Below are 25592 nucleotides of genomic sequence, written 5' to 3'. Positions count from 1 at the left end.
GTCATTCCGGCTCCCGTCCGTCGACATGGTCGGTGCCGGTACGCCCGCGCGCGGCGAGCAGCACGACGAGGAACAGCGCCGTCATGGCGAAACCGATGACGATGGCGGTGAGCACGAGCGCCTGCGGGATGGGATCGGCGAGGGCGGCCGGGTCGCCCGGCACGTCCGGCTGCAGGATCGGCGGCGCGTCGATGCGCACCCGGCCCATGCTGAAGATGAACAGGTTCACCGCATAGGAGATCAGCGACAGGCCGATGATCACCTGATAGGTGCGCGGGCGCAGGATGAGCCACACGCCGGAGGCGGCGAAGACGCCGATGCCGATGGACAGGATCATTTCCATCATTCGCCCCCTTCCGCCGCCTGGGCGGCCCGGCTGCTGCGCAGCGACTGGTGGGCGAGGGCGATGAGGATCAGCACCGTGGCGCCGACGACCAGCAGGAAGACGCCGAGGTCGAACAGCAGCGCGGAAGCGGTCGGCATCTTCCCGATGAAGGGCAGCTCGACATACTGGAAATGCGAGGTGAGGAAGGGGTAGCCGAACCACCAGGAGCCGACGCCCGTCGCGGCGGAGGTGAGCAGGCCGAGGCCCATCCAGCGCAGCGGCAGCACGCGCAGATGGTCTTCCACCCACCGCGTGCCGCTCGCCATGTACTGCACCACGAAGGCGATGGAGAGCGTGATGCCGGCGGCGAAACCGCCGCCTGGCAGGTCGTGGCCGCGCATGAACAGGTAGACCGCCAGCACCGCGATGACCGGGAAGAGCCAGTGCATGATGAGGCGCGGGATGAGCATGTCGTCGGTGGCGGTGTCGCCGGGCCGGCGATCCGGTGCGGCCTCGTCATAGGCATTCTGGATGCGCTGCTGTTCGGGGCTCTCGATGCTTTCCGGCGCCGGGCGGAAGCGGCGCAGCAGGGCGAAGACGGTGAGCGCGGCGAGGCAGAGCACGACGATTTCGCCCATCGTGTCGAAGCCGCGGAAGTCGACCAGGATGACGTTGACGATATTGCGGCCGCCGCCTTCCGAATAGGCACGCTCGACGAAGAAGCGCGACACGCTTTCCGGCAGCGGGCGGGTCATCAGGCAGTAGGACAGGAAGGCCATCAGGCCGCCGAGCGAACAGGCAATGGTGAAATCCGCGTAGCGGCGGATCAGCACCTTCAGCGGCGGGCGGTTCGGGTAGACGTTCTCGATGCGCTTGGGCAGCCAGCGCAGGCCGAGCAGCAGCAGCACCGTGGTGACGATCTCGACCAGGAGCTGGGTGACGGCGAGATCCGGCGCGGAAAGCCAGATGAAGGTGATGACGGTCACGAGACCCGAGCCGCCGACCAGCACCAGCGCCGCGAAGCGGTGGTACTTGGCCTGATAGGCGGCGCTCAGCGCGCAGGCGATGCCGACCGCCCAGAGCAGGGCGAAGGCGGGGGCGACGGGCGTTCCCGGCAGGGTGCCGGTGCCCACCGCCCCTCCCGCAAGGAAGGGGGCGAGCGCGGCCACCACCGCCAGACCCACCACGATGCGCATCTGCGGCTGCAGGCGCCGCGTCCCGAGCGCGGCTTCCGCCGCGCGCGCCCACTGCCAGGAGAGCGTGACCAGAACCTTCTCGAAGATGCGCTGGCCCTTGAGCTCGCGCAGTACCGGCGGTCCCTCGATGCCGCTGTCGAGATAGCGGCGCAGCGCCGCGTAAAGCACGACGCCGCCCGCCAGCGCGATGAAGCTCATCAGCAGCGGCAGGGTGAAGCCGTGCCAGAGCGCGAGGCTGTAATAGGGGGCCGTGGCGTTGAGCAGTCCCTGAACGGCGGTGGCGAGGACCGGGCCGACCGTCAGCCCCGGCACGATGCCGATCAGCAGGCAGATCAGCACCAGGAGCTCGATGGGAAAGCGCATCCAGTGCGCCGGCTCGTGCGGCCGGTGCGGAAGGCCGACCGGCGGCGGGCCGAAGAACACGCCGAGGATGAAGCGCAGCGAATAGGTGACGCTGAACACGCCCGCGAGCGTCGCCCAATAGGGCAGGCTGTCGTCGAGCAGCGATCCGGTGTGGTCGGCCACCGCCTCGGCGAAGAACATCTCCTTGGAGATGAAGCCGTTGAGCAGCGGTACACCCGCCATCGCCGCGGCGGCCACCATGGCGAGCGTCGCGGTGAAGGGCATGTAGCGGTAGAGGCCGCTCAGCTTGCGCAGGTCGCGCGTGCCGGTCTCGTGGTCGATGATGCCGGCCGCCATGAACAGCGACGCCTTGAAGATGGCGTGGTTCAGCGTGTGGAAGATCGCCGCCACCGCCGCCAGCGGGCTGCCGAGGCCAAGCAGCAGCGTGATCAGCCCGAGATGGCTGATGGTGGAATAGGCGAGCAGGCCCTTGAGGTCCTGCTGGAAGATGGCGGCGAAGGCACCGAGCAGCAGCGTGATGAGCCCGGCCGGCACGACGATGTAGAACCACGCGTCCGTGCCCGCCATCACCGGCCAGAGCCGCATGAGCAGGAAGATGCCCGCCTTCACCATGGTGGCGGAGTGCAGATAGGCGGAGACCGGCGTCGGCGCTGCCATGGCGTGCGGCAGCCAGAAATGGAACGGGAACTGCGCGCTCTTGGTGAAGGCGCCGAGCAGGATCAGCACCAGCGCCGGCACATAGAGGCTGCTGTCGCGCAGCAGGTCGCCCGAGGCGAGGATCTGGTCGACATCGTAGCTGCCGACGATGCGGCCGAGCAGCAGCACGCCGACCAGCAGGCACAGGCCGCCGCTGGCCGTGACGATGAGCGCCATGCGCGCGCCGTCGCGGGCCGCCGTCGTGTGGTGCCAATAGCCGATGAGCAGGAAGGAGAAGAGGCTGGTCAGCTCCCAGAAGAAGACGAGCTGCACCATGTTGCCGGACACCACGACCCCGACCATCGAGCCCATGAAGGCGAGCAGGAAGGAGAAGAAGCGCGGCACCGGATCTTCGGGCGACATGTAGTAGCGCGCATAGAGCACCACTAGCGCGCCGATGCCGAAGATGAGGATGGCGAACAGCCAGGCGAGGCCGTCCAGCCGCAGGGTGAAATCCAGCCCCAGCATGGGCAGCCAGGCGAGCCAGAGCCGCACCGGACCGTCATCGGCTACCGCGGCGTAGAGCCATACGATGATGGCGACGCCGACCAGCGACACACTTCCGGCCAGAACCGCCGCGGCGTTGCGCGCATGGGTCGGCAGGAACCCCGCGAGCAGGCTGCCCAGGAAGGGCAGGACCAGCGCGACGAGGAGAAGCGTGCCATCGGACATAGGTAGCGGGGGCCTCCCTGTGGGCGAAACCTCGGAGTCTTGCGTGATTTCGCCCATTATGGTTGATTTGGGTGTCTTCACGCAAGGCAGAAACGATGGAATTGGCGCCCGAACAATGCCGCGCCGCACGCGGGCTGCTCGACTGGACGCAGGAGCATCTGGCTGTCCGCGCCGGCGTTTCCCGAAGCACCATCCGCGACTTCGAGCGGCACCGCCACGTGCTGCATCGCGGCACGGAATCGCTGCTCATCCGCACGCTGCAGGAAGCCGGTGTGATGCTGCTTCCGCCCGGCGAGCACGGTCCGGGCGTACGCATCCGCTGACGGGCCTTCCGCCGCCTTCCCTTCCTATTTCCACATGGCGCGCATGCGGGCGCCGATGTCGATCCGCGCCGTTTCCGCCGCCTGCACGCCGGGCGCGACGGGCTGGGCGGGCGGCCAGCTCGTCGCGGCGAAGCGATTGAGGATGGTGGGCGGGATGAAGCGGGTGCGCGCGGCGTAGACGTGCCGGTCTCCCCGCGCCGCCTGCCCGTGGGTGAAGAAGCGCTGCGGCAGCACAAGGTGCAGGCTGTCCTTGGCGCGCGTCATGGCGACATAGAGTAGCCGCCGTTCCTCCTCGATCTCCTCGCGCGTGCCGACGCCGAGGTCGATGGGAATGCAGCCATCCACCGCGTTCAGGACGAAGACCGACTTCCATTCCTGCCCCTTGGCGGAATGGATGGTGGAGAGGATGAGATAGTCCTCGTCGAGATGCGGCGGGCCGGCCTCGGCGCTGGTGGCGTCCGGCGGATCGAGGGTCAGCTCGGTGAGGAAACGCTCGCGCGAGGCGTAGCCGCCGGCGATCTGAGCGAGCTGGACGAGATCGGCCTGCCGGCTCGCGGCGTCCTCGTGGAGGCGGTCAAGATGCGGCTCGTACCATTGCCGCACGACGTCCATCTCCCCCGGCCAGCCGGCTGACTTCGTGTTCAGCTCCGCCAGCATGGCAAGGAAGGGCGGCCATTCCTCGGCGGTGCGGGGCGGCGGGGTGACGGCTTCAAGCGCCGGCAGCAGCGCACCGGCTTCGTTCACCTGATCGAGGATGCGCCCGGCCGTGGCCGGGCCCAGGCCGGAGAGCAGGCGCAGCACGCGGAAGCCGGCCACGCGATCACGCGGGTTTTCGGAAAAGCGCAGGACGGCGAGCACGTCCTTCACATGCGCGGAATCGAGGAACTTCAGCCCGCCGAACTTCACGAAGGGAATGTTGCGCCGGGTCAGCTCCACCTCGAGCGGCCCGCTGTGATGGGCGGCGCGGAACAGCACGGCCTGTGATTTCAGCGCGATGCCTTCCTCGCGGTTCTCCAGCACGCGGGTGGCGACGAAATTCGCCTGCTCGATCTCGTCGCGCACATTGACGAGAAGGGGCCGCTCGCCGGATGCGCGATCCGACCACAGGTTCTTGGCGTAGCGCTCGCTGGCGAAGTCGATCACCGCGTTGGCGGCGGCGAGGATGGGCTGGGTGGAACGGTAGTTCTGCTCCAGCATGATGGTGTCGGCGCGGGGCGAGAAATGCCCGGGAAAATCGAGGATGTTGCGCACCGTCGCGGCACGAAAGGAATAGATCGACTGCGCGTCGTCGCCGACAACCGTCAGGCCGCGCCCGTCCGGCTTCAGTCCGGTGAGGATGGAGGCCTGGAGCTTGTTGGTGTCCTGATATTCGTCGATCAGGACGTGATCGAAGCGGCCGGAGACGGCGGCGGCGAGGGCCGGCTCGGTCATCATCTGCGCCCAGTAGAGCAGCAGGTCGTCGTAATCGAGCACGTTCTGGCGCTGCTTGGCCTCGACATAGGCGGAGAACAGCGCCTTCAGCTCGGCGTTCCAGCCCGCACACCACGGAAAGGCGCGCCCGATCACCTCTTCCAGCGGCTGCTCGGCGTTCACCGCCCGCGAATAGATGGCGATGAGCGTGCCCTTGGCCGGGAAACGCTTCTCCGTCTTCGAGAAACCGAGCTCGTGGCGGATGAGGTTGACGAGGTCGGCGCTGTCCTCGCGGTCGTGAATGGTGAAGCTCGGATCGAGGCCGATCTGCGCGGCATGGTCGCGCAGCAGGCGCGCGCCGATGCCGTGGAACGTGCCGGCCCAGTTCAGCCCCTCGATCAGCGCCTGCGCATCGGTGCCGAGCACCTGCCGGGCGATGCGCTCGACGCGGCGGGTCATTTCCGCAGCCGCGCGGCGTGAGAAGGTGAGCAGCAGGATGCGGCGCGGGTCGGCGCCGTTGACGATGAGATGGGCGACGCGGTGGGCGAGCGTGCTGGTCTTGCCCGATCCCGCGCCGGCGATCACAAGCAGCGGCCCGCCGGCGATGTCGCCGGGGCCGCTGACGCCGTGCTCGACCGCCCGCCGCTGCTGCGGGTTCAGCTTGTCGAGATAGGCGGCGGGCTGCATCGGAAGGCGAATCTCTGGCGACCGGACGGGAGGCCAGTGAGCACGTTTCGCGTTTTGTTCGCAACCGGGAGCGGCCCGGCGGCTTCAAGCATCGTCATGGCCGGGCTTGACCCGGCCATCCACGTCTTTGGGTGTTGAAGAAGTCGTAGATCCCCGGGGCGAGCCCGGGAGATGACGGCGGGATGGAGGTCCGCGCCGTGCGCAGTTCGCCTCAGCGCTTGCGCACGAACTCCGTGCGCAGGACGAGGCCCTTGATGCCTTCGTAGCGGCAGTCGATCTCGTCCGGGTTGTCGGTGAGGCGGATCGTCTTGATGACGGTGCCCTGCTTGAGCGTCTGGCCGGCGCCCTTCACCTTCAGGTCCTTGATGAGGACGACGGAATCGCCGTCCGCCAGCGGGTTGCCGGAGGCATCGCGGACCTCGACTGTGCCGGCCTGCGCCGCCAGCATCTCGGAGGCCGGGCGCCATTCGCCGGTAGCTTCGTCATAGACATAGGCATCATTGTCGTCGGCCATCTTCGCCTCCTTCAGTGTCGGGTCGGTTCAGCCGACGGATGGGCGGGGCACGCGGCCCCGCCCGTTGGACGTCACGGTGTCACGGCACCTGCCGGACCGCGCCCTTGGCGGCGCTGGTGGCGAGCGCGGCATAGGCCTTGAGCGCGGTGGTGACATTGCGCTTGCGTGGGGCGGCAGGCTTCCAGCCCTTCGCCTCCTGCTCCTCGCGACGGGCGGCGAGCTCGGCGTCGTCCACCGCGAGATGGATGCGGCGGTTGGGGATGTCGATCTCGATCACATCGCCCTCGCGCACCAGCCCGATGGTGCCGCCCTCGGCGGCTTCCGGCGAGACATGGCCGATGGACAGGCCCGAGGAGCCGCCAGAGAAGCGCCCGTCGGTGATGAGCGCGCAGGCTTTGCCCAGCCCCTTCGACTTCAGGTAGCTCGTCGGGTAGAGCATCTCCTGCATGCCCGGCCCGCCGCGCGGGCCCTCATAGCGGATGAGCACGATCTGGCCCGGCTTCACCCGGTTGCCGAGGATGCCGGAGACGGCATCGTCCTGGCTCTCGAACACGGTGGCGGTGCCGGTGAACTTGAGGATGGACTCGTCCACGCCCGCCGTCTTCACGATGCAGCCGTCCTCGGCGAGGTTGCCGTAGAGCACGGCGAGGCCACCATCCTTGGAGAAGGCGTGCTCGTAGTCGCGGATGACGCCCTTCTGCCGGTCGAGGTCGACATCGTCGTAGCGGGCGGACTGGCTGAAGGCGACCTGGGTCGGCACGCCGCCGGGCGCGGCGCGGTAGAATTCGTGCACCGCCTCGCTGGCGTTGCGCTTCACATCCCAGTGCTCCAGCGCCACGGCGAGCGAGGGCGCATGGATGCTGCCGACGGAGGTGTCGAGCAACCCGGCGCGGTCGAGCTCGCCGAGGATGCCCATGATGCCGCCGGCATGGTGGACGTCCTCGACATGCACATCCGGCACGGCGGGAGCGACCTTGCACAGCACCGGCACGCGGCGCGACAGCCGGTCGATGTCGGCCATGGTGAAGGGCACCTCGCCCTCATGCGCGGCGGCGAGCAGGTGCAGCACCGTATTGGTCGAGCCGCCCATGGCGATGTCCAGCGTCATCGCGTTCTCGAAGGCCGCGAAGGTGGCGATCGAGCGCGGCAGGACGCTGGCGTCGTCCTGCTCGTAATAGCGGCGGGCGAGGTCGACAACCGTGTGGCCGGCCTCGACGAAGAGGCGCTTGCGGTCGGAATGCGTGGCCAGCGTCGAGCCGTTGCCGGGCAGGGAGAGGCCGAGCGCCTCGGTGAGGCAGTTCATCGAATTGGCGGTGAACATGCCCGAGCAGGAGCCGCAGGTCGGGCACGCCGAGCGCTCGATCACCTGCACGTCTTCTTCCGAGACGCGGTCGTCGGCGGCGGCGACCATGGCGTCGACGAGGTCGAGCGCCTTCTGCTTGCCGCCGAGCACCACCTTGCCGGCCTCCATCGGGCCGCCGGAGACGAACACGGTCGGGATGTTGAGGCGCAGCGATGCCATCAGCATGCCGGGAGTGATCTTGTCGCAATTGGAGATGCAGACCATGGCGTCGGCGCAGTGCGCGTTGACCATGTATTCCACGCTGTCGGCGATGAGCTCGCGGGACGGCAGCGAATAGAGCATGCCGTCATGGCCCATGGCGATGCCGTCATCCACCGCGATGGTGTTGAATTCCTTGGCCACGCCGCCCGCCGCCTCGATCTCGCGCGCCACCAGCTGGCCGAGATCCTTGAGGTGGACATGCCCCGGCACGAACTGCGTGAAGGAATTGACCACGGCAATGATCGGCTTGCCGAAGTCTCCATCCTTCATGCCAGTGGCGCGCCACAGGCCGCGCGCGCCGGCCATGTTGCGGCCGTGGGTCGTGGTACGGGAACGATAGGCGGGCATGGAATTCCTCCAATCTTCTTGGGGCGCTTATGCGCCCGGGTCCGCGCATGCGCAACCATTTACCCCCGCGAAGCGGATCACAGCACCACGATGCGGTTGGGCAGCTCGTCCTTGTGAGTGTCGGGCGGGGCGTGCCGGGCGAGCAGCCGGCCGGCTTCGGCGATGGCGTCCTCCAGCCCTTCGGCCAGCCGCCCCTCGCGCGCGCCAGTGAGAACGCGGGTGCATACATCCGTCCACGCCGAAGGACCGACGCGGGCATGGATCGTGTCGTCGGCCACCACCTCGACCCGGTGATCGGGCAGGGCGACGAAGATCAGCACGCCCGTGCGTCCCTCGGTCTGGTGGATGCCGAGGCTGAGGAAGTGGTCGACGGCCGTGCCCCGCGCGGCGGCCCGCAATACGGCGCGCGGAACGCAGAAATGGCGCAGCGGGGTGAAGGCGAGCAGGGAACCCAGCAGGATGAAGACGCTGGCCTGCAGCGCCAGCAGCTCCGGTACGTCGACCTGCAGGAGCAGGGCGACCGGCCAGGGCAGCACCAGCGCGATCACCGCCGCCCACATCAGCGCATAGAAGGGATGATCGATCAGCGGCCGGCTGGAGACCACCACCTGAATCTCACCTGCCGTTCCGGCCTCCGCGCGGGTTATGGCCTCGGCGAGCGCCGCCTGCTGCGCCGCGGTGAGGACGTTCTCGTTGGTCGTGCCCATCACCAGCTCCCCGAAGCCCCGCCGCCGCCGGAAGAGCCGCCGCCACCCGAGAAGCCGCCGCCTCCACCGCCCGACCAGCCGCCTCCACCGGACCAGCCGCCGCGCGTGGGGCGGTCGTTCCATTCCCAGTTCGACACGCCGCCGGCGGCAGCGGCATTGCGGCCGCGCCCCACCCGGCGCGAGCGGCCGTAGCGGATCTGGTGATAGAGGACATAGAGCCAGAACAGGAACATCGCGATCCCGAACAGCAGGAACACCCAGTCGTCGAAGGTGAGGGCCGGTTCTTCCGCCTGTCGCGCCCGCGCTTCGGCCTCGGCGGGGTCGAGATTGAGGACTTCGAGAACGGCATCCGTCCCCTTGTCGATGCCGCCGGCGAAATCGCCGGAACGGAAGGCCGGGATGATAGCGGTGCGGATGATGGTGCTGGCCACGGCGTCGGGCAGGATGCCTTCGAGGCCGTAGCCGACCTCGATGCGCACCTTGCGCTCGTTTGGCGCAACCAGCAGCAGCGCGCCGTTGTCCTTGTCGGTCTGGCCGAGCTGCCAGTGGCGGAAGAGCTGGTTGGCATAGTCCTCGATCTCGATGCCGTCGAGCGAGGGGACGGTGGCGACGACGAACTGGTCCGTCGTCTTGCCCTCCTGTGCCGCCAGCTTGGCTTCCAGCGCGGCGCGCTGACCGGCATCGAGAATGCCGGCCGCATCGACCACCCGTCCGCTGAGGGGCGGGAAGGGAAGCTCCGCCCGCGCCGTGCCGGCCAGCACGAGGGCGAGCAGGACCAGCGCGACGGCGAACGCGCGCGCGGCAAAGGGCGCGGCGAGGGATGCGGCCTGGGACCGGACGGTACGGGCGAGCATGGCGCTGCTCAGCGAGGTGTCAGTTGAACTTCACCTGCGGCACCTTCATCTGCTCATCGGAGATGGTGAAGGTCTCCATCGGCTTGTTGCCGCGGTAGAGCGTCGAGGCCCAGATGATGCCGGGGAAGGTGCGCAGCTCGGTGTTGTAGACGCGCACCGCCTCGATGTAGTCGCGCCGCGCCACGGCGATGCGGTTTTCGGTGCCCTCGATCTGCGCCTGCAGGGCGAGGAAGTTCTGGTTCGACTTCAGGTCCGGATAGGCTTCCGAGACGGCGATCAGCCGGCCGAGCGCGCTGGAGAGCTGGGCCTGCGCGTTCTGGAACTGCTTGAACTGCTCGGGGTCGGTGATGGTGGAGGCGTCGACCTTGATGGAGGTGGCGTTGGCGCGGGCCTCCGTCACCTGGGTCAGCACGTCCTTCTCCTGCTGGGCGTAGCCCTTCACCGTCTCGACGAGGTTGGGGATCAGCTCGGCACGGCGCTGGTACTGGTTCAGCACCTCGCTCCAGGCGGCCTTCGCCTTCTCTTCCTGGGTGGGAATGGTGTTGACCCCGCAGCCGGCGAGGCCGAGCGAGGCCACGGCGAGGAACAGGATGGCGGCGAGGCGGCGTCCGGCGCCAGCGAGGACGAGAGAATTCGACATGTGGGTGCCCCAAGCTCGACGCCGCTCCTGTGCGGCGCCGGATACCTTATAGGCCGCGTGTCCGACACAGGCCATGGGGAAGGTCGGGAGCAGGCCGGATTGCCCGCGCGGGCGCTGCGCGGCGGAGCCCGCCGGCTAGCGCCGGATACGGATCTGCCGGTCCACGCAGCGCCGGCCGACAAGGCATTGAGCCTCGTCGGCGGTCTTGACCCAAGCCGGCCGCGTCGTCTGCGACGGCAGGCAGTAGCTGACGTTGACGACGAACAGCTCATAGATGTTCGGCCCCGTGGCGATCACGGCCTGGCCGTTCTTCTGCACCAGCGCCCGCGTGGCGGCGCAGCTCATGGTAAGCGAGTTGGGCAGCGTCTGCGCGAGCGCCGGCGCCGCGGCGAGGAGCAGGGGAATCGACAACAGGGCGGTCCGCATGTTCAGCCTCGCAACCCGACAGGCTCGCGCCTTTCGCCGGCGTACCGGCAACCTGAGCATCCTGTATCTAGGTCTACACCTCATTCGCCGCCAATCCCATCGGTCGATAAGAAAGGGCGCAGGGCCAGGAGACCTTGGACGGCGAGGGACAATCGGCGGATTTGGTGGGCCCGGCAGGCCGACCCGTCGCAAAAAGTGACAATGGCTTAGGTTCGGTCGGGACAAAAGAAGAACATAACGTTTCCGGTACAGATACAACCGACCGCGTCCCACTTTCGCGAGCTGCGACGCGGCCCTGCGGCGCCGTTTATGACGGGCGGGAGCGCCTCGGCTCTGTCGAGAGCCTCGCCGGCGGCTTCCGCGCCTTGGACGCCGATGGCGAGGCGCTCGGCACCTTCGCCACATTGAAGGCTGCCATGACGGCCGTGGGGCGGGACCGATGAGCGCGGTTGTCGTCGTGGAGACCTTTCGCGTCGCCATTGGTCAGGCGAACGGGGGCGCCGAGCTGGACCGCCTGACCGCGGCAATCTGGCGGCAGAATCTGGCGGGCGCCTTGTCGGACGACGATGCCAACGGGCTGGCTATTCTCGCCAGCGCCAGGCGCAAGCCTGCCGAGGGACCGCGCCAGGCGTCGGCGCCCGTCAATCTGAGCCGGTTCAAGCCGCGACGCCGGCAGGCGGCACCCGATCGGGAGGTGGCACGGCGCCGGCGACGCGGACTTGCCCGGTCCGCACCTATGCCAGCCGCGCTGGCCAGCTGCTTCACCGAGAGCGAGAGCGCCGTCCTGGCGATCGTCGCCGGCGAGGTGAAGCACCACGGCACATGCGAGCTGCCCATTGACCAGATGGCCGCGCTGGCAGGCGTGTGCCGGACCTCGGTGCAGAACGCGCTGCACGAGGCGCGACGGCTTGGGCTGATCCGGGTCATGCATCGTCCGCAGCGCGGCCGAAAGCATCTGCCCAACGTGGTGGAGATCGTGTCGCCGGAATGGCGTGCGTGGCTCAAGCGCGGGCCAACAGCGCATCGGCCGATAGGGTCCAAATCCTCTGCACAAGTCAAAAATCTGAGCCCCACGAAGAGCACAGAGAGGACCCTAAGAGGTCGTGACTTGGTGGGAGGAGACGTAGCCCAATATTCTGTTACCTTGGCTCGTCATCCAAGCGGAGATGCCACTGGCCTGCGAGATGATGACATATCACGATGTGATAGTAACTGAGAGAAACAGGCATCTGTTCGAGTGATCGCGGCGAGCGCATAGAATCATCTATGCATCATCACGCCGTTATCCGCGCCTCGGATCGTCCGACCGCTTCGCTGCACGCCGAGCTGGCGCGCCGCGCTGTGTTCGGCACGCCGGATGACAGCTGGACCTTCGTCGAGGCCGGCACGCTGGCCTGGCAGCAATGGTGCCGGTTCTGCCGCGCCGAGATCGGCCGCGAGCCAGTGGCCGCGCTCATCTTCGGTTCGCCTCCCGGTCAACCGCTGGGCCGCTATCGCGGTCGCAGCCTGCCGACGCTTCGCCCGCCCGGCGCGAGTGCGCTGGATCGCATGCGCATCGCCAGCGGCGAGCGCGACGACGACGAGGCGGCGGCATGACCGGGGGGTGGTTCGCAACTTTGCGCCAGGGGCGCCGGACCGCTTGGGGTCCACCGTGCGAGATAGAGGCTAAATAGGGTTTTTTACTATTTATCAGTAGGTTAGTCGAGGTCAGACGTGCTTCAGCGGCTCTCAGGATGGTTCAGGACGACGAAGAGCCTAGCGGCGCCGGATTCGGAGCTGCAAGCGCTGCTCGGCACGCCGCCCTCCGGCCTGTCCGTTGGTGCGGCTCAGGCATTGACTGTGCCGGCAGCGCAGTCGGCGATCCGGCTGATCTCGGAACCCGCGGCTTGCCTCGAGCTGAAGGTCATGCACCGGATAGGCGGCACGGAAGCCGAGGCGCCAGAACATCCTGCGGCGCGGCTGCTCGCCGATCGCCCAAACGACTGGACGTCGCGTTTCGAGTTCATCCGCGACATGGTCGCCGCCGCGCTGATCAGCGACAAGGGCGCGCTGGCGCTGGCGAACAAGGTGGATGGGCGCACAATCGAGCTGGTGCGCTATGAGCCGGCGCACTTCACGGTCGACTATTCCGGCGACGGCCGGCTTGAGCCGAGCTATCGCATCAACAATGTGCCGGTCTCGGCGGACGACGTGGTGCACCTGCGCTCACCCTTCGCCCGCTGCCCGCTGTCCCTCGCCGCGGATGCCATAGGCGTCGCCAAGCTGATGGAGGGCCATGCCGGCCGGCTGTTCCGCGACGGCGCGCGGCCGTCGGGCGTGCTGGCGCTGAAGGACCGCACCTCACCGGACGCCCTGAAGCGCATCCGTGAGGCCTGGCAGCTCGCCCATGGCGGCGGCAAGTCCGGCGGCACGGCGATCGTGGAAGGCGGTGCCGAGTACACGCAGCTCACGCTGAAGTCGACGGACGCTCAGTTCCTCGAGATGCGCAAGTTCCAGATCATCGAGATCGCCCGCGCCTTCCGCGTGCCGCCGTCCATGCTCTACGAGCTGGACCGTGCCACCTGGTCCAACTCCGAGCAGATGGGCAAGGAGTTCCTGACCTACTCGCTGGAGCCTTGGCTGCGCGCGCTCGAGGGCGCCCTGCGCCGGGCGCTGTTCACGTCGGAAGAGCGGCGCGAGTACCGGATCCTGTTCGATCGCGACGATCTCACCCGCGCCGCCCTCACCGAGCGGGCGACCGCGATCTCTTCGCTCATCTCGGCGCGGGTGCTGAACCCCAACGAGGGCCGCGACTGGCTCGACCTGCCGCCGCGCGCCGGCGGCGAGGAATACGCCAATCCCAACGTCACCGTCACCACCCGCACGACCGGGCCGGCCCGCCGCGAGGAAGATTGATGGACAACGTCGTTCCGCTGCACCCCTACGCCGAGCTTCGTGGGGGCGTCATCACAGAGAGCTCCGATCCCTCCCGATCCGGCAAGGCTTGGTACTTCGTGGACTACGTCGACGAGGGCGGCCGGTGTTTTGGCGTGTGGGACGGTCCCTCCTACGACGCCGCCTGTGAAGCGCTTTCGGAATGGGGCAGCGACGGGGTTCGCACCATCGACTTGCTGCGAAAGGCGCTCTGATGGAACGCGCCTTCTTCGAGACCAAGGTGCTGGCGGACGAGAGCGGGGCGATCTCCGGCCTCGCCTGGAAGTTCGGCGCGCCCGATCGCATCGGCGACTGGATCGAACCCGGCGCCTTCAAGGGCCTCAAGCTGCCGCTGCCCATGCTGTTCGGCCATGACCTCAACGATCCGGTCGGGGCCTGGGACCGGGTGGAGGAGAAGGCGGACGGCCTGCACGTCGCCGGCCGGCTGCTCGTCGACGAGGTGGCCCGTGCTCGCGAGGTGCGGGCGCTGGTGAAGGCCGGCGCTGTGCGCGGCCTGTCCATCGGCTTCGTCACCCGCAAGGCGGCGGCCCGCAGCGGCGGCGGCCGGACGATCAAGGCGCTTGAGCTTTTCGAGGTGTCGCTGGTGAGCGCGCCCATGCACCCCGGCGCGAAGGTCACTTCCGCCAAGTCCGCGGCGGGGGCCTTCGCCCTCGCCGAATCCATCCGGCGCGCGGAAGCGGCCATTCGAGGAAGCTGACGATGAAGCATACCTGCCTGCACGTGCTGGCGCCCGGCGCGGTTGAGCTGAAGGGCGACAATGACGATCCCAGCGAGGTCGTCACCAAGGCGCTCGACGCCCTCACCAAGACCGTTACCGACGGCCAGAAGTCGCTGGGCGATCGCATCGCCGCGCTGGAGGGCAAGGGCACCACGCCCGAGCCGAAGGACGATCCGGTGTCCAAGCTCACCGAGCGGCTCGACAAGCTGGAGGCCAAGGGCAACCGCCCGAACGGCAACGGCGAGACCGAGGGCGAGCCCAGCACCGAGCAGAAGGCCTTCGCCGCCTATCTGCGCCAGGGCGATCGCGCGCCGGAAGCCGAGCTCAAGGTGCTCACCGTCTCGTCGGACACGCAGGGCGGCTATCTGGCGCCGACCGAGATGTCGGGCGAGTTCATCCGTGACCTCGTCGAGTTTTCGCCGATCCGCACGCTCGCCACCGTGCGCACCACCACGGCGCCGGCGGTGAGCTATCCCAAGCGCACCGGCATCACCAACGCCAAGTGGAAGGGCGAGACGCAGCCTCAGGAGGGCAGCGAGCCGAGCTTCGGCCAGGTGGAAATCCCGATCCGCGAGGTCAACACCTTCGTCGACGTGAGCAACCAGCTCTTGGCCGACAGCGGCGGCACGGCCGAGGCGGAAATCCGCCTCTCGCTTGCCGAGGATTTCGGCCAGAAGGAAGGCCTCGCCTTCGTCTCCGGCAACGGCGTGCTGGAGCCGGAAGGCCTGCTCTCCGCCACGGGCATCGCCGAGACGCTGAACGGCCACGCGACGAACCTCTCCGCAGACCAGCTCATCGCGCTGATGTACGCGCTGCCCGCGGCGTACCGCTCCCGCGGCACCTGGCTGATGAATGGCGGCACGCTCGCCAAGGTCCGCACCCTGAAGGACGGCAACACGGGCGTCTATCTGTGGCAGCCGAGCTATCAGGCCGGCCAGCCGGAAATGCTGCTGGGGCGGCCCGTCGTGGAAGCGGTCGACCTGCCCGACGCGACCTCCGGCAAATTCCCGATCCTGTTCGGCGACTTCGCCACCGCCTACCGGATCGTCGACCGCCTGGCGCTGTCGATCTTCGTCAACCCGTACATCCGCGCCACCGACGGCATCACCCGCATCCATGCCACCCGCCGTACCGGCGCCGGCGTGGTGCAGGCCCGGGCGCTGCGCAAGCTCAAGATGGCGACCTCCTAAAGGCCGCCGCTTCCCCGTCACGCGCTCTGCGGAGGTTCATCCATGCGCGACATCATCTCGAATACCGCCGTCGCCTCGGTCATCGCGCCGGCGGCCTATGACGCCGACAACACCCCGGCGGCGATCGATCTCAAGGGCTTCGATTCCGCCATGCTGGCGATCCATGTCGGCGCCGGCGGCATCAGCTTCAACGGCACGAACAAGGTCGAGTTCAAGCTCTCGCACAGCGACGACGATGCCACCTATGAGCCGGTGACGGACGCTGATGTGCAGGGCGTCGCCGGCGTCACCTCCGGCATCGTGCTGGCGCTGAAGGCGGCGCACCCCGATCCGAGCGTGACCCGCGTCGGCTATGTCGGCAATCGGCGCTTCATCAAACTGCTCGCCGACTTCTCCGGCACCCACGGCACGGCGACGCCGCTCGCCGCCACCGTCATCAAGGGCCACGCGCGCGAGCGCCCGGTGGCCTGATCGGCTCCGGGCGCGCCCCGTATGAGGGCACGTAGCGGCCTGCCCAACAACGGAAACGCCACCTCCCTGAGGCGCCCGGCCGATTTCGGGAGGGTCAAGGTGGCGAAGGTCGCGAGCACCAGCCGGTCTCCTTTCCCGGCCAAGGGCTCATCGGCGGGCGCAGCGCGAGGCTGCGTCCGCCCTCTCTTCCGAGGAACATTCATGCTCACCGTCATCACGCCGGCCGCCAAACGCGACTTGACCACGCTCGACGCCGTGAAGCTCGAGCTCGAGGTCACCGATGACGCCGCTGACGCCTATCTCGGCGGGCTGATCGGCCAGGCGAGCCGGGCGATCGAGAGCTGGTGCGGGCGCGTGTTCGCCCGCGAGGGTCTGCGCGAGACCGTCCACCTCACTGAGCCGGCGGGCACGCTGCTGCTCTCGCGGTTCCCGCTGGCGGCGATCACCTCCGTCACCACCGAAGCCGGCTCGCTGGCGCCCGCACTCTATGAGGCGGAAGCCGAGACCGGCATGCTGTATCGGCTCACCGCGTCCGGCGCGCGCTCGGTGTGGTCGCCCGGCCGGATCCTCGTCGACTACGCCGCCGGCTTCCTCCTGCCCGGCGACGAGGGGCGTGATCTTCCACCCGATATCGAGCGGGCGGCGATCCTTGCCGTGCGTAACGCCTGGCACGCGCGCGGGCGTGACCAGACGGTGCGCAGCGAGGATGTCGACGGCGTGGGATCCTTCTCCTACGGCCTGCCGGCTTCGCTGTCGGCCGATGTCACCGACCTCCTGGCGCCGTACCGGCTGCCGGGCTTCGCGTGAGGTCGGGCGATGCCGGTACGCGCGCCTCGAATCTGCGGCTGCGGCCATCGGATCGCCTCGGGCGAGCGCTGCCCCTGTGAGCGCATGCGCAAGGCGGCCTATGAGCAGCGTCGCGTGCCGGCGCGCGAGCGCGGCTATGACAGCAAGTGGGAGAAGGAACGCGCGGCGTTCCTGAAGCTCAATCCGCACTGCGCCCGGCCCGGCTGCAGCGCGCCGGCATCGGTCGTCGACCACATCATCCCGCACAAGGGGGATCAGCGGCTGTTCTGGTCGCGCTCCAACTGGCAGCCGCTCTGCACCTCCTGTCATAGCCGCTGGAAGCAGGCACAGGAAAAGCGCGGCTTAAGGACCGGCTCGTGAGAGGGAGGAAGCCATATCTTGTGGTGGCGGGATCCTCGCCCGTTCGCGGCCAGCTCGATCCGCCGGCGTGGCTTGATACCGATGCCCGCGAGGAATGGAATCGGGTCGCCCCGATCCTGATCGAAGAGCGGCGGACGCTCACCGCAGCCGACATCGCGACCTTCACCAGCTACTGCGTTTCCATCGGCCAGGTCGCGGAGGCGTCCCGCATCATTGCCCGCGAAGGCATGATCGTCAGCACGAAGACCGGCCCGAAGAAGCATCCTGCCGTTGCGATCCGTGATGCCGCCATGACGCAGGCGCGCCTTCTTGCCGGCGAGCTGGGGCTCACTCCCGTCAGTCGCTCCCGGCCCGCCGCCCGCGATGCAGCCGACGACGGGCAAGACGACCTGTTCGGCATGGGCGATTGACCATGGCGCGCTCGACGTTCCCCGAATGGATCTTCGATGGCAGCGAGATCGCCGATCCCATGGGGCGCGGCGAGCGCGCCGTGCGCTGGCTTGGCAAGCTCAAGCACCCCAAGAGCCCGCTTCCCGGCAAGCCGTTCCAGCTTGATCCCTGGCAGGAGCGGATCGTGCGGGCGATCTATGGCCCGCGCCACGCCGACGGCACCCGCATCGTCAAGACCGTGGTGCTGCTGCTGCCGCGTGGCAACCGCAAGACCTCGCTCGCCGCCGCGCTGGCGCTGCTGCATACGATCGGGCCGGAGCGGGTGCCGGGCGGCGAGGTGATATCGGCGGCCGCCGACCGCAAGCAGGCGCGTCTCGCCTATGCCGAGGCGCTCGGCATCGTGCGCACCGTGCCTCAGGCGGCGGCGAACACCCGCGTCGTCGACTACCGCAACCGCCTGACCTTCCCGCGCGATGGATCCTTCTACGAGGCGATCTCGGCGGATGCCGGCACCCAGCACGGCCGCACGCCCGCCTTCGTGCTCGCCGACGAGCTGCACGCCTGGCCCAAGCGCGACCTGTGGGACGTGCTGCGCTCGGGCCTCGTCAAGCAGAAGGGCTCGCTCCTCATCGTCGCCACCACCGCCGGCCGGGGGCAGGAGAACGTCGCCTGGGACATCGTGGAGGATGCCCGCAAGGTCGCCCGTGGCGAGGTCGACGATCCCTCGATCCTGCCGATCCTCTTCGAAGCCGAGCGGGATTGCGACTGGACCGATGAAGACGTGTGGCACCGGGTGAATCCGGGCCTCGCCCATGGCTATCCCGACCTCGAGGGCCTGCGCCAGCTCGCCCGCGAGGGCCAGCGCCGCATCGGCGATCGCGAGGCCTTCCGCCAGCTCAACCTCAATATCTGGCTTGATCACTCCGCCGATCCGTTCGTCGACATGGAGGTGTACGACGCCGGTGCTGGCGAGGTGGACCTCGAGCTGCTCGCCGGCGAGCCGTGCTGGCTCGGCGTCGACCTCTCCTCCAATCACGATCTCACCGCCGTCGTCGCCGCCTGGCGCGACGAGCGCGGCGGCTACCTCGTGCATCCGTGGTTCTTCTGCCCGGAGCAGAACCTGCGCATCCGCGCCGATCGCGACGGCGTGCCGTACCCCTCCTGGGCAGATCAGGGCTTCATCACCCCGACGCCCGGCAACGTGGTCGACTTCCGCACGGTGGAAGACACCATCCGCGGCCTTTGCGATCGCTTCGCGGTTCAGGAGATCGCATTCGATCCGCACCTCGCCCGCAACATGCTCAACAACTTAGCTGAGGATGGGCTGCCGGCCGTCGAGATGCGCCAGGGCTGGGTCACCATGGCGCCGGCAGTCAAGGAGCTGGAGCGCGCCATTGTCGGCCGCCAGCTCGCCCATGGCGGGCATCCGGTCCTGCGCTGGTGCTTCGACAACATCGCCGTTCACACCGACAGCGCCGGCAACCGCATGTTCCACAAGGGCAAGAGTCGCGACCGGATCGACGGCGCGGTCGCCTGCGCCATGGCGGTCAGCCGCGCCAGCGCAGAAGCCGGCGCCAGCATCTACGACAGCGACGAGTGGTCGCCGGAATTGATGGTGCTGTGATGCTTCAGATCACGCCAGAAACTCGGCGCCGCCTTCGCATTGCGACCGCTTGGGACGACTTTCGGGAGCGGCAGAAGAAAGCGAGCAAGACCAAGCCCCGGAAGCTGAACCGCATCCGGTTCGATGAGCTGGTCAGCGATATCGCCGGCATTTTGAAGCAGGGCGAGCCGACGCGGTTTGCGTTTGAAGGCGCCTGCCGCAACGGCGTCCGCAGCTCTCTTTGTCTGGAAGGCTGGAGATGGCCGGATGCCGATCACACTGCGGTTGAGGTCGTGGCGGCGGCCCTTGCGCAGATCGGCGCGGTCCGTCCGACGTGGTGGCAGGGGCAACCCGAGTTCGCCGACACCGATACGTCGAAAGGCTTCTGCGCCTTCCGCCGCTGCGGCAAGCCCATCCCGATTGATCGTGGCGAGAGGAATGGCAAGGCGGTCAAATATTGCTGCGACAGCTGTGCGAGCATGGCGGCAGCCGAATTGCGTCGCAAAGAGCATCGTCGGATGTCGATTGCGGACTACCTGGCATTCAGTGCGGCGCGATCGGCGGAAACGGAAAGGCTTCGGTCTCGAAACTGCGAGCAGTGCGGCTCCTTTTTCGCAACAAGAGACGAACGCCGAAATTATTGCTCAAGATCATGCTTCGCCGACTCTCGCCGCAAGTGGCAGGAGCGCGAATGCCTGCACTGCGGCGCGGTGTTCAAGCCCAAGAACACCGGCGGCAAGGGCGTGTCGCGGTACTGCTCGCGCGAATGCGCCGGTACCATGCGGATCAAGAGCCGGCCGGCGCTGCAATGCCTGACGTGCAGCACGATTTTCTACCCGCCCTATCCGAGCGACAAGCGCTCCTATTGCTCGCCCGTGTGCAATCCCTTCGCCACCAAGGCGGCCAAGGCCGCATTCCTCTGCGAGCAGACCTCGCAGACGCTACCGCTCGCTAGCGAGCGAGAGGGCGCCAAATGACGCCCGCCGCTGCCATCGCGGCGCTCAACCGCCAGCTCGCCCTGCATGGACAGGACGCCGTCCTGCGACGGTCAACCTGGGTTGGCACCACGAAGACGAACTTCGACGTCGACGTCAGGATCACGCTACGTGGCTATCGTCCGGATGAACTGCTGGGCGGCATCACCCAAGGGGACAGCCAAGTCGTGCTGGGGCCGACGGAGATCGCGGTGGCCGGCTGGCCGGATAGCATGGTGGACGTGCCCCGCGCCGGCGACCAGATCATCGCTGCCGGTCGCACGCGATCGGTCATCGCCGCTGCGCCGATACACCTCGGGGGCGAATTGGTGCGGATCGACATGCAGGTCAGAGGATAGGTCTCATCAAGGCGACCTGCCCTACCTCGTCGATCGATCTGTCGCAAATGCCCATTCCACACGGGCGTCAAGGATCTGAGTTGAGGGATCTATCCTCAGAGCGAGGATCGCCCGCACGTTCTAGCTATTGAAGCTACTAAGTCTTTCGACAAGGACGCGAACTCGCCACTTCTACGCGCAACCACTAAATTATAGTCACGCACCTGCTTCTCCAATAGTGTAACGACTCCCCCTCCCTCTGCGCCGGCAAATATCATCATGATTCGTGGATGAATTGGGAGCCACAGCTCCACTTGCGGGTTATGAAGCTCGTTTTCTATGCCCGACGGCACAATTTTAACGACGGGATAGCTGGAAATTAAGAATGATTTCCGGGCCGGCGTTAAGGCGAACCAGAGGCCTTTGCTGTTAATTATTTCGATTACGCGACGGCTAGCAGCCGCCAACGACTGAACTCTCACCCGTTGCCGTATCTCCCGCAAGGCATCTCGTCCCAGGTATCCCTTCCGTTCATCAGCGGTCAGCGGCCGGTGCGCTATCTCGAAATCCGATATGGCCTTTTCCAGCACGGCACGACTGCGTTCTTCTGGCATAATCTCGTCGTGAAAGTCGGGAACACGCCGCCACTGCTCATAGAGGAATAGACAAAGCGCCTCTCGTTCAATCCGGGCCAAGTCAGGGCGAAAGCCGCCGAGCAATGGAGGCTCAAGGCGGTCCAGAATCGGCGACACGACGTCCTCGATATGCGCAAGCTGCCGCTCGACGGAGAGATCCCGCGCACCATCGACTGGTGGCAGTGCGTAAAGATGATTCTGATAAAACACGTTCGAGAAATGCCTGTGGCAAACCTCCGGCTGGTGCCGACTGAAGTGATAGAAACGCCCGTCGTTATCGGCGAACCGTCTGAGTAGCATCCGCGGCACATAATGGTGCTTCTTGGGAGGTGTACCGGCCACAGGCTTCCATTACTCGTTGTTTGCGTCCCCGTTTCTCCAGGAGGCTTACCACTGGAACGCCGAAGAAGATTGCACGCCGCCTGATTCGCACGCCGCAAGCAACAACTCAAAATCCATACCGAAGTACTAGCCGAAATGCGATCCATCGTGGCAGATTGGGTTAGCAGGCGCATACAACCGGTCGTGGGGCTAAGCGCCAAAAGGGGGAGCTTTGCTGGATCAAATGTTCACCGCCGAGAATTTTCGGCGGGTGTTTGACACCGAGAACCGAAAGGGCGTGGACGTCGCCGGACGCTTCTTTCCACATCTAGATCCAAAGACGCAGGCCGTACATGATAAAGTCGCTGAGATCCGAGCGTGGCGCAAAAAGAAGACGACCATGCCCCAGGCGGCCTTTGAAGCCGGCGAATCTGCACTGAAATTGGAACTTCGGGAATTCAAGCAGGATAAGTCCAAGGCCATTGACGCGGAGATGGACAAGCTTAGTGCCGCCGTTGCTTCCCCCGGCTTCAAGATTACGCTCAAGTCAGCGCCTGGGCCGAAAGGAAAGCCCATATACTGCATTGATGGCTCTCCTGAGACATTCTTTGTGGTTAAACAACTTCAGCGCAACATTCACCGCATCTATAACGTTAAGCAATCGAGCCGACATGATCTCGCTTGCAAGGTCCGGGACACGGTCGGTTCGGGATTTCCATTCGAAATCGTACGAACAGACATTTCAAACTTCTATGAAAGCATCGACCGCAAGCGTCTCTATGCAAAACTTGATGAAGATCAGCTTCTGAGTTCATCATCGAAACGCTTCATTCGGCAGATATTTGATGCCTACTTTGAACTCAGTGGCAACTCTACCGGCATTCCGCGTGGTGTGGGTATCAGTGCATACCTCTCGGAACTTTTTCTGCGACCGGTTGATCGCGCGGTAAAGGACATCTCCGGCGTCGTTCTGTACTGTCGCTACGTCGATGATATTTTTGCTGCCTTTGCGAGACCTCCTTCCGGTAAGGCCTTAGGAAGCTACAAAGACCAACTATCTCAGATTCTGATCACGCATGGACTTGCGGCCAACGCTGCCAAGACGACAGAGCTCGACCTTGCCAACGGAAATTCGATCAAGTTCGACTATCTCGGGTACTCATACATCGCGACAATCAATACTGTCCGGATTGCTCCCAGCGACACAAAGATCGAGAAACTGAAACTCCGCCTGGCAGCTGCATTTTCTGCATACAACTTTACAAACTCCGTCCATCCCAGGACAGCTTTTCGTGAGATTGTCGCGCGGGTTAAGTTTCTTACGGGAAATACACGTCTCAAGAACAGCAAGTCGGTAGCGGCTACCGGTATATATTATAACAATCCTATTGTTACTGACTTTTCTCAGTATGAGATGCTCGACTCTCTCCTAAAATCCAATATCAAAGCTATAAAGCGACCAAAATTACGCGCACGACTAAAGGCGTTCGGATTTAAAAGGGGGTTTTTAGAGCGACGCTTCTATAACCTTAGTTCGAGGGAACTCGCAGTGATCGTGAGGGCGTGGAAACATGTCGAAGCGTAGCGTTTCACTGACACACCGCCGGCAGCGTTCCGTCTTGACCGACATGCTGCCCTTCGAGGTGCCGCCGACATTCTCGAACCGAGGATTTTTTGCCTTCCTGAGAGATCACCGTGTTGAGATCGAAGATGGCCGCCTGCGGTGGAAGGACGGAGGGGCGGCGCTCGATTGCACAATGAGTTTGCTGTTTGGATTGCCCAAAACCGCGGTGCTTGCAACAGAACAGGCTACGGAGTGGGGAGGAGCCATAACACGACGAAGTGTCTCCATCGCCGAATGCCGGATGAGCACGATCCCGTTCAACTTTCGTGTGGCACACAAACTTGACGGTCGAACTTTGAGCGTGGTTCACCCGAGAAATCAGGTGGAGGTAGCGAACTTCTACGCCCACTATAACGCGCTCATCATTCATTACGCCTCCCTGAGCTCCTTCTCGATTCGCCATCCTGTGTCAGTATCTCGATTTGCATACTTCAAAGATAAGATTCATGAGCAGAAGCTTGAGAATATTCCCGCTGGCGTCGAGGAGGAAGAGAACGAATACGAGCAGTTAGGTTCGTACTTTGTGTACCGGGAATATCGAAACATCCACCGTTTTTTTGAATCCTATAAATACCATCGGTGTGAGAAAAAATACAATGCTATGGCTCAGGTTGACGTAAGTAAATGCTTTGATAGTATTTATACGCACTCGCTACCTTGGGCCGTTCTCGGAAAAGGCCAGACCAAGTTTCATTTAGATCAATCAACTCGAACGTTTGCTGGACGATTCGACAGCGTAATGCAACGGCTGAATCAAAGTGAAACAAACGGAATAGTTATCGGTCCGGAATTTTCCCGCATTTTTGCCGAGATCATACTCCAGTCTATTGATGTGGAGCTTGAGCGTTGCCTTCGCGATAATGCAAAGTTAGTTCACAAGATCGATTACGAAATCTTTCGTTATGTAGATGACTATTTTGTCTTTTTCAATGACCCCTCAACAGAACTGAGAGTCATTGAGGAATTGCAGGTTGTTCTCAAATCAAAGAAGCTATCTATCAATTCAGCCAAAGTTAAATCATATCCGAAGCCAATAATAACCGAAATAACTATTGCCAAGGAACGAATTTCTACGCTTCTTAACAGTGAAATCGACCCCTCTGTCGACGAAGAGATAACTGAGAGCGATCCGGTGGAGGTGGTGAGGCGCTTCAAGTGCGCTCTGAATTCAAATCGTCTGATAATTCGTTACAAAATGATTATTAAGGAGTCAGGTGTCGAATATGGAGATCTGCTGAATTATACTTTTGCCATTATAGAAACAAAGATCGATAAGATTGTGAAGATGTATTCATCTAGCGACAAAAGTGAGCCCGATCGACGTCGCTCTGTGTACGCTTTGGTGTCACTCCTAGAGTTCGCATTCTTCGCCTACTCGGCTAGCCCTAAGGTCAATCATACGATACGTATGTGTCGAATGATTTCGATGTCGGTCGTGTTTATAATTGGACGTAGCTTTTCGCACGAATTGAGGCATTTGTTATTTAAGTTTGTGCACGATAATGTCGTTCAAATGTTGGACAAGAATAAAATGAATGCGCATAGAGAAGTTGAGAGTCTTTATTTGTTGATCGCATTATCGCAAATAGGAAGGGAGTACTGGCTTCCGGAGCAGGCAATTGCGAAGCATTTCTTGATAGAGATAGATCAAGCCAGCGGTGATTACCGGCGTAGTGAATTTTTAAATCATTTCTCAATTACGGTACTCCTATCGTACATGAAATCGAAGCTGCGGTATAATAAGCTGCGTGCATTCATCGAAGCTCAAGCGCTATCAAAACTGGAGTACGTCAAGGCGCATTGCCCTAATGACGCAGAGGCGCTGATGCTGATGCTTGATTTGATAGTTTGCCCCTACGTTTCCTCAACCACCAAGATCAGCGCAGGTGCGATCTTTGGCTTTAATGCTATCGAACTGGCCGCCATTCAGGGAGCAAATGATCATTGGTTCACCGCTTGGGGCGACAAATTCGATCTCGCCAAGGAACTGGACGCAAAGCGGAGCCGGGAGGTATATTGAATGCGGCGCCCCGCTCTATCCAAATGGCTGTTGGCAGCCCACACACAAGCGCCGTCTCGGGACTTGTATCCATCGAGTGTCGGGTAAAATGACGGTAGGAGCGGGCCGTCATACCGATGCTTGCTCCGAGTCGAATTCGCGTTCGCGTCCCCTCTTGCCGGAGGGAGCGAACTAGCGCAGCTTATCGGGTGGAGCCTGAGAACTCCCGAGGTGGACCCTTGCTCGGGTTGGCACCTCATCCGTGATAGGTGCGCTCTTGGCTTGCCGGCCGAAGGAGCACCGAAACCGTAACGCGCCCATTGCCGTGGGCTGCGACCGGCTCACTATGCCGGGAGTGCCGCGGCTATACAAGAGCCTTCGGGTGAAGGCCGCGGCGCACGTTCTCACGGGCGTGTTCTCAGACTCCCGGTGCCAGCCCGTCGCTGGCGTGGGTGTCCCCAGATATGGGGAGACCCCCGGCCCTGAGAAGCCGGTCATATCCG

General features: G+C 64.7%; 26 protein-coding genes. 16 read left to right on the top strand and 10 right to left on the bottom strand.

Annotated elements, in window-relative coordinates; all coding sequences use genetic code 11:
* Position 1 precedes the first annotated feature (1 nt).
* Both STARVERO_RS09225 and STARVERO_RS09220 read right to left on the bottom strand, forming a co-directional pair.
* Positions 2–343 (bottom strand): Na+/H+ antiporter subunit C, encoded by a 342-nt coding sequence (locus tag STARVERO_RS09225; protein WP_144342806.1) that lies wholly within the window; start codon positions 341–343, stop codon positions 2–4.
* Entirely contained in the window at positions 343–3252 is a 2910-nt protein-coding gene (locus STARVERO_RS09220) for a monovalent cation/H+ antiporter subunit A (RefSeq protein ID WP_144342313.1), read from the bottom strand. Before STARVERO_RS09220 ends, STARVERO_RS09225 begins: the two co-directional genes overlap by 1 nt.
* A 95-nt stretch (positions 3253–3347) precedes the next feature.
* Between STARVERO_RS09220 and STARVERO_RS09215 the strand changes: the two genes are divergently transcribed.
* Complete coding sequence (locus tag STARVERO_RS09215) at positions 3348–3575, top strand: helix-turn-helix domain-containing protein (protein WP_144342314.1); 228 nt, start codon at positions 3348–3350, stop codon at positions 3573–3575.
* A gap of 24 nt (positions 3576–3599) precedes the next feature.
* Here the strand turns inward: STARVERO_RS09215 and STARVERO_RS09210 are convergent, their stop codons facing one another.
* The 7 genes from STARVERO_RS09210 to STARVERO_RS09180 all read right to left on the bottom strand — a co-directional run bounded on the left by STARVERO_RS09210 (position 3600) and on the right by STARVERO_RS09180 (position 10725).
* On the bottom strand, positions 3600–5672 hold the full coding sequence (locus tag STARVERO_RS09210; RefSeq protein ID WP_159598639.1) for an ATP-dependent helicase: 2073 nt from the start codon (positions 5670–5672) through the stop codon (positions 3600–3602).
* 211 nt (positions 5673–5883) lie between these two features.
* The gene (locus STARVERO_RS09205) at positions 5884–6186 is read right to left on the bottom strand and encodes an alkylphosphonate utilization protein (protein WP_144342316.1); all 303 of its coding nucleotides are present in this window, start codon (positions 6184–6186) and stop codon (positions 5884–5886) included.
* A gap of 79 nt (positions 6187–6265) precedes the next feature.
* Entirely contained in the window at positions 6266–8098 is a 1833-nt protein-coding gene (gene ilvD / locus STARVERO_RS09200; protein ID WP_159598638.1) for a dihydroxy-acid dehydratase, read from the bottom strand.
* A 77-nt stretch (positions 8099–8175) separates the two neighbouring features.
* The gene (locus tag STARVERO_RS09195) at positions 8176–8805 is read right to left on the bottom strand and encodes a TPM domain-containing protein (RefSeq protein WP_159598637.1); all 630 of its coding nucleotides are present in this window, start codon (positions 8803–8805) and stop codon (positions 8176–8178) included.
* A complete protein-coding gene (locus STARVERO_RS09190) occupies positions 8805–9659 on the bottom strand; it encodes a TPM domain-containing protein (protein ID WP_159598636.1) in 855 nt (284 codons plus the stop codon). The genes STARVERO_RS09195 and STARVERO_RS09190 overlap by 1 nt, the downstream gene beginning before the upstream one ends.
* 19 nt (positions 9660–9678) lie before the next feature.
* Complete coding sequence (locus tag STARVERO_RS09185; protein ID WP_159598635.1) at positions 9679–10299, bottom strand: LemA family protein; 621 nt, start codon at positions 10297–10299, stop codon at positions 9679–9681.
* Between the two features lie 135 nt (positions 10300–10434).
* Positions 10435–10725: a hypothetical protein gene (locus STARVERO_RS09180; RefSeq protein ID WP_159598634.1), complete on the bottom strand. Its 291-nt coding sequence runs from the start codon at positions 10723–10725 to the stop codon at positions 10435–10437.
* A 439-nt stretch (positions 10726–11164) separates the two neighbouring features.
* Between STARVERO_RS09180 and STARVERO_RS09175 the strand changes: the two genes are divergently transcribed.
* The 13 genes from STARVERO_RS09175 (at position 11165) to STARVERO_RS09115 (ending at position 20531) form a co-directional block, all read left to right on the top strand.
* A complete protein-coding gene (locus tag STARVERO_RS09175) occupies positions 11165–11941 on the top strand; it encodes a hypothetical protein (protein WP_159598633.1) in 777 nt (258 codons plus the stop codon).
* 50 nt (positions 11942–11991) lie between these two features.
* Positions 11992–12321, top strand: coding sequence for a hypothetical protein (locus STARVERO_RS09170; protein WP_159598632.1), 330 nt, complete (start codon positions 11992–11994; stop codon positions 12319–12321).
* Positions 12322–12438: 117 nt separating this feature from the next.
* Positions 12439–13620, top strand: coding sequence for a phage portal protein (locus STARVERO_RS09165; protein ID WP_159598631.1), 1182 nt, complete (start codon positions 12439–12441; stop codon positions 13618–13620).
* Complete coding sequence (locus STARVERO_RS09160) at positions 13620–13853, top strand: hypothetical protein (RefSeq protein ID WP_159598630.1); 234 nt, start codon at positions 13620–13622, stop codon at positions 13851–13853. Before STARVERO_RS09165 ends, STARVERO_RS09160 begins: the two co-directional genes overlap by 1 nt.
* Entirely contained in the window at positions 13853–14356 is a 504-nt protein-coding gene (locus tag STARVERO_RS09155; protein WP_159598629.1) for an HK97 family phage prohead protease, read from the top strand. Before STARVERO_RS09160 ends, STARVERO_RS09155 begins: the two co-directional genes overlap by 1 nt.
* Before the next feature lie 2 nt (positions 14357–14358).
* Positions 14359–15567: a phage major capsid protein gene (locus STARVERO_RS09150; protein WP_159598628.1), complete on the top strand. Its 1209-nt coding sequence runs from the start codon at positions 14359–14361 to the stop codon at positions 15565–15567.
* Positions 15568–15609: 42 nt separating this feature from the next.
* Complete coding sequence (locus STARVERO_RS09145; protein WP_159598627.1) at positions 15610–16038, top strand: hypothetical protein; 429 nt, start codon at positions 15610–15612, stop codon at positions 16036–16038.
* Between the two features lie 201 nt (positions 16039–16239).
* Positions 16240–16845, top strand: coding sequence for a head-tail connector protein (locus STARVERO_RS09140; RefSeq protein ID WP_159598626.1), 606 nt, complete (start codon positions 16240–16242; stop codon positions 16843–16845).
* An 84-nt stretch (positions 16846–16929) separates the two neighbouring features.
* A complete protein-coding gene (locus STARVERO_RS09135) occupies positions 16930–17205 on the top strand; it encodes an HNH endonuclease signature motif containing protein (protein ID WP_308677215.1) in 276 nt (91 codons plus the stop codon).
* 23 nt (positions 17206–17228) lie between these two features.
* Positions 17229–17615 carry a phage terminase small subunit P27 family gene (locus STARVERO_RS09130; protein ID WP_244616695.1) on the top strand — a complete coding sequence of 129 codons (387 nt, stop codon included), beginning with the start codon at positions 17229–17231 and terminating at the stop codon, positions 17613–17615.
* Positions 17616–17617: 2 nt separating this feature from the next.
* Positions 17618–19219: a terminase large subunit gene (locus tag STARVERO_RS09125; RefSeq protein ID WP_159598623.1), complete on the top strand. Its 1602-nt coding sequence runs from the start codon at positions 17618–17620 to the stop codon at positions 19217–19219.
* A complete protein-coding gene (locus STARVERO_RS09120; RefSeq protein WP_159598622.1) occupies positions 19219–20175 on the top strand; it encodes a hypothetical protein in 957 nt (318 codons plus the stop codon). The genes STARVERO_RS09125 and STARVERO_RS09120 overlap by 1 nt, the downstream gene beginning before the upstream one ends.
* A complete protein-coding gene (locus STARVERO_RS09115; protein ID WP_159598621.1) occupies positions 20172–20531 on the top strand; it encodes a hypothetical protein in 360 nt (119 codons plus the stop codon). The genes STARVERO_RS09120 and STARVERO_RS09115 overlap by 4 nt, the downstream gene beginning before the upstream one ends.
* 95 nt (positions 20532–20626) lie before the next feature.
* On the opposite strand, the gene STARVERO_RS09110 is transcribed toward STARVERO_RS09115, so the two are convergent.
* Positions 20627–21487 (bottom strand): DUF4238 domain-containing protein, encoded by an 861-nt coding sequence (locus STARVERO_RS09110; RefSeq protein ID WP_159598620.1) that lies wholly within the window; start codon positions 21485–21487, stop codon positions 20627–20629.
* A 223-nt stretch (positions 21488–21710) separates the two neighbouring features.
* Here STARVERO_RS09110 and drt3a point away from each other — a divergent pair, with 223 nt between their 5' ends.
* Both drt3a and drt3b read left to right on the top strand, forming a co-directional pair.
* Positions 21711–23051, top strand: a complete 1341-nt coding sequence (drt3a, locus tag STARVERO_RS09105) for an antiviral reverse transcriptase Drt3a (RefSeq protein ID WP_159598619.1) — start codon at positions 21711–21713, stop codon at positions 23049–23051.
* Entirely contained in the window at positions 23038–25110 is a 2073-nt protein-coding gene (gene drt3b, locus STARVERO_RS09100; RefSeq protein WP_159598618.1) for an antiviral reverse transcriptase Drt3b, read from the top strand. The genes drt3a and drt3b overlap by 14 nt, the downstream gene beginning before the upstream one ends.
* Positions 25111–25592 lie beyond the last annotated feature (482 nt).

Source organism: Starkeya nomas (assembly GCF_902703545.1).
GTDB classification, from domain to species: domain Bacteria; phylum Pseudomonadota; class Alphaproteobacteria; order Rhizobiales; family Xanthobacteraceae; genus Ancylobacter; species Ancylobacter moscoviensis.
Note: the sequence above shows the minus strand (reverse complement) of the source record. Positions and strands in the feature narration are given on the sequence as shown.